Genomic DNA, 3,381 nt, shown 5'->3' on the forward strand with positions numbered 1-3,381 from the left:
TCCATGTCCCGTCTGTTAACATTAATCTTGGCATGTAGGTTCGGTGTAAAGTTTTCTGGCGAATTCAATTATACCTTATCTTCATGCTGTTTGTTTTTCATACCACAAAGATCAACACGCCCTAGTCTATCTTTGTAATATCGCTTAATGAAAGAAGTACAGGGTTAATTAAGATTCCGCGCCTTAAAGGCAGCTAAAAAAACAGCATTTTTATTAAATTTTAGCCTGTTAGCTTAATTTTCCTGCAAACAAACACAGTTAAGTGTTTTTTTGCAAAAAAGGTGTTGACGAATTTGGGTCATATCAGCATAATACGCCCCGCACTCAGCGATGAAGTGCTAACAAAAAAAGATGGCTAAGTAGCTCAGCTGGTTAGAGCACATCACTCATAATGATGGGGTCACAGGTTCAAATCCCGTCTTAGCCACCATTATTTTTTGTTGCTCAATGAAGAGTTTAAAATAACTACCTTGTGTGCGGGAGTGGCGGAATTGGTAGACGCGCTGGATTTAGGTTCCAGTATCTTAGGATGTGAGAGTTCAAGTCTCTCCTTCCGCACCATAATTCTTGATAAGAATTAAAACTATCAATTGTTATTGTTGGGATATCGCCAAGCGGTAAGGCACCAGGTTTTGATCCTGGCATTCCCAGGTTCAAATCCTGGTATCCCAGCCAACAATGGCTAAGTAGCTCAGCTGGTTAGAGCACATCACTCATAATGATGGGGTCACAGGTTCAAATCCCGTCTTAGCCACCATTTCTTCTTTTAGAAATGGCTCTGCAAGAGTTAAATTGCAGCTCAATGAAGAGTTTAAAATAACTACCTGTACTTTATTGTACAAACGATGCGGGAGTGGCGGAATTGGTAGACGCGCTGGATTTAGGTTCCAGTAACTTCGGTTGTGAGAGTTCAAGTCTCTCTTTCCGCACCATTTCTTGATAAGAAATAAAATTACCATTAATTCTTTGTTGGGATATCGCCAAGCGGTAAGGCACCAGGTTTTGATCCTGGCATTCCCAGGTTCAAATCCTGGTATCCCAGCCAACTTCTTCTACCAAGGAAAGTTGGATAAAAGAATTGCTCTAGCTTAGAGTTTAAATTGGCAAATTGTTGATGCGGGAGTGGCGGAATTGGTAGACGCGCTGGATTTAGGTTCCAGTAACTTCGGTTGTGAGAGTTCAAGTCTCTCTTTCCGCACCATGTTCTTATAAGAACTAAAATTATAAATAATTCTTTGTTGGGATATCGCCAAGCGGTAAGGCACCAGGTTTTGATCCTGGCATTCCCAGGTTCAAATCCTGGTATCCCAGCCAACTTCTTCTACCAAGGAAAGTTGAATAAAAGAATTACTCTAGCTTAGAGGTTAAATGAGCACATTAGTGATGCGGGAGTGGCGGAATTGGTAGACGCGCTGGATTTAGGTTCCAGTATCTTAGGATGTGAGAGTTCAAGTCTCTCCTTCCGCACCATGTTCTTATTAAGAATTAAAATTAATATCAAATTTATAGTTGGGATATCGCCAAGCGGTAAGGCACCAGGTTTTGATCCTGGCATTCCCAGGTTCAAATCCTGGTATCCCAGCCAATTTGACTTCCTTCTCTAAAACTTCTCAATATTCATTAAATTCAGCTTACTTTTTCTGTACTTAAATATACATTTATAAATTCGTTTATATCTATTGGTTTGCTATATAAATACCCTTGTAAATAATCATAGTTCATACTCAATAGTGCTTGCTCTACTTCTTTGGTTTCTATTCCTTCAGCTACTACATCGCAATTTAATCGGCTCGCCAAAAACAACGTAGATTCTACAATAGCGTAATCAGGCGGATTAATGAGCATGTCTTTGATAAACGATTGATCTATTTTTATCTGGTTTATGGGCAACTCCCTTAATAACGACAGTGACGAAAACCCCGTACCAAAATCATCAACACTAAATTTAAATCCACGCATACTTAACTGCTGCATCATTTTTCTTGCTGCGGGTATGTTTGTCATCATTGCCCCTTCTGTAATTTCAAATATTAGTGAATCACTTAAAGTCGGGTCAGTAGTAAGTAAGCTAATTATAAATTCGTAAAACTCGCTGCTTTCAATATCTTTCGTTGATAAGTTGACATGAATAGTGCCGGTGAACCCAAAGAGTTTAAGTTTTCTAATATGGTTAACTGCTTCTTGTACAACCCATTTCGATAAAACAAAAATTAGCCCTGTACGCTCAGCTACACTTATAAACTTTTCAGGACTAATAAAGCTACCATCAGCTTGCGGCCATCGGATCAGCGCTTCTAGGCCATGCAATTGAATATCTTTGGAGTTCATTATTGGTTGTAAATAAAGCTCGAACTCACCTTTGTGTAACGCGGCTTTAATTTTGACTGATAAATCAAAAAAGTCCTCAGCTCGTTTACCTATTTCAGATGAGTAATTTACTAAAGGTTGAAATGTCTTTTTTGCTTCATGCAGTGCCAAGTTGGCTTTTTTTAGTAACTGGTCGGGTAATCGGCTATCATCTGGGAAACGGCTTACGCCTATACTTAATTGTATTTTAACCATTTGCTCATGTGTACAAAACGGAGCTTTGACGGCTGAGTTTATAATATTTACACAGTGAGCCATGCTTTCATCAGTATCGGTATTCAGTAAGAACGCAAACTCATCCCCCCTATTCGATATAACTTAGCAATGCCACATAGTTCTTTGCTTAACTTATTAGCAAAAGCAGCCAGTAGTTGATCACCACATTGATGACCAAACGCATCATTAATTTATTTAAAATTATTTAAATCAATATAAAATAATGCAAATGAAAAAGGGTAATCGACTTGTTTACTCAAGGATTTAAAAAAGTTATTGCGGTTGGGTAAGGTTGTTAAGTTATCGTGTTCAGTTTGATATTTTTGATACTGCGTTGCTTGCTCTATTTTAAGGATGCTTTTTAAACTCAGTTTGACAACTAAGAAAACAAACCCTGCACCACCAAATAATATTGTGGCAACTGCATTTCTTATTATTGGTGCCGTATCGTAATTTGAAAAGTAATAAAGTATCCACCAATACCCTAAAATAAAACAGACAATAGCGCATAACAGTACACTCCACGCTCTTTGCGATGTTTTTTTACAAACTTTAAAGGTTGTTTTTAAGCTAGCAACTAGCAGTAGCGCACCTAAAATAATTATTACTGAAAAAAAATTATCCACACATAGGCTCTTTAAAATTATTAAATTGCGGTTTAGTGATATAACCCTAGGGGCTGTTGATCTTTGTAGTACATATATCAATCAGCCCACATTGGTAGCCACATCATAGTAAATGCTAAAGCGAGCATTGAATGATAATTTCGTTCAAGCTTTTCATACCGCGTGGCTATCC

The 3,381-nt window shown here is 38.0% G+C and carries 2 protein-coding genes, 10 tRNA genes and 2 pseudogenes; 10 read left to right on the forward strand and 4 right to left on the reverse strand.

What is annotated here, in order from left to right; all coding sequences use genetic code 11:
* Positions 1-353: 353 nt before the first annotated feature.
* The 10 genes from H4J63_RS19510 (at position 354) to H4J63_RS19555 (ending at position 1,585) form a co-directional block, all read left to right on the forward strand.
* Positions 354-430: transfer RNA gene (locus H4J63_RS19510), tRNA-Met, on the forward strand.
* Positions 431-476: 46 nt separating this feature from the next.
* Positions 477-561, forward strand: a tRNA-Leu gene (locus tag H4J63_RS19515).
* Between the two features lie 39 nt (positions 562-600).
* Positions 601-675, forward strand: a tRNA-Gln gene (locus H4J63_RS19520).
* 5 nt (positions 676-680) lie between these two features.
* Positions 681-757: transfer RNA gene (locus H4J63_RS19525), tRNA-Met, on the forward strand.
* Positions 758-847: 90 nt separating this feature from the next.
* Positions 848-932: transfer RNA gene (locus H4J63_RS19530), tRNA-Leu, on the forward strand.
* Positions 933-970: 38 nt separating this feature from the next.
* A tRNA-Gln gene (locus H4J63_RS19535) sits at positions 971-1,045 on the forward strand.
* 71 nt (positions 1,046-1,116) lie between these two features.
* Positions 1,117-1,201: transfer RNA gene (locus H4J63_RS19540), tRNA-Leu, on the forward strand.
* 38 nt (positions 1,202-1,239) lie between these two features.
* Positions 1,240-1,314 (forward strand) — tRNA-Gln (locus tag H4J63_RS19545).
* Between the two features lie 71 nt (positions 1,315-1,385).
* Positions 1,386-1,470: transfer RNA gene (locus H4J63_RS19550), tRNA-Leu, on the forward strand.
* A gap of 40 nt (positions 1,471-1,510) precedes the next feature.
* Positions 1,511-1,585, forward strand: a tRNA-Gln gene (locus H4J63_RS19555).
* 41 nt (positions 1,586-1,626) lie between these two features.
* Here the strand turns inward: H4J63_RS19555 and H4J63_RS20440 are convergent.
* The 4 genes and pseudogenes from H4J63_RS20440 to H4J63_RS19565 all read right to left on the reverse strand — a co-directional run.
* Positions 1,627-2,328 carry an EAL domain-containing protein gene (locus tag H4J63_RS20440; RefSeq protein ID WP_409072683.1) on the reverse strand — a complete coding sequence of 234 codons (702 nt, stop codon included), beginning with the start codon at positions 2,326-2,328 and terminating at the stop codon, positions 1,627-1,629.
* Between the two features lie 183 nt (positions 2,329-2,511).
* Positions 2,512-2,774, reverse strand: a pseudogene (locus H4J63_RS20680) (GGDEF domain-containing protein); the annotation flags it as partial.
* Complete coding sequence (locus tag H4J63_RS20445; protein WP_259365856.1) at positions 2,775-3,209, reverse strand: GGDEF domain-containing protein; 435 nt, start codon at positions 3,207-3,209, stop codon at positions 2,775-2,777.
* Positions 3,210-3,286: 77 nt separating this feature from the next.
* Positions 3,287-3,381: pseudogene (locus H4J63_RS19565) on the reverse strand (IS5/IS1182 family transposase); the annotation flags it as partial.

Source organism: Pseudoalteromonas sp. 5Ae-yellow (assembly GCF_014077565.1).
Taxonomy (GTDB): Bacteria; Pseudomonadota; Gammaproteobacteria; order Enterobacterales; family Alteromonadaceae; genus Pseudoalteromonas.

Coding starts and splice junctions, on each gene's coding strand:
- H4J63_RS20440 (WP_409072683.1), bottom strand. CDS start 2,328: ATGAACTCCAAAGATATTCAATTGCATGGCCTAGAAGCGCTGATCCGA.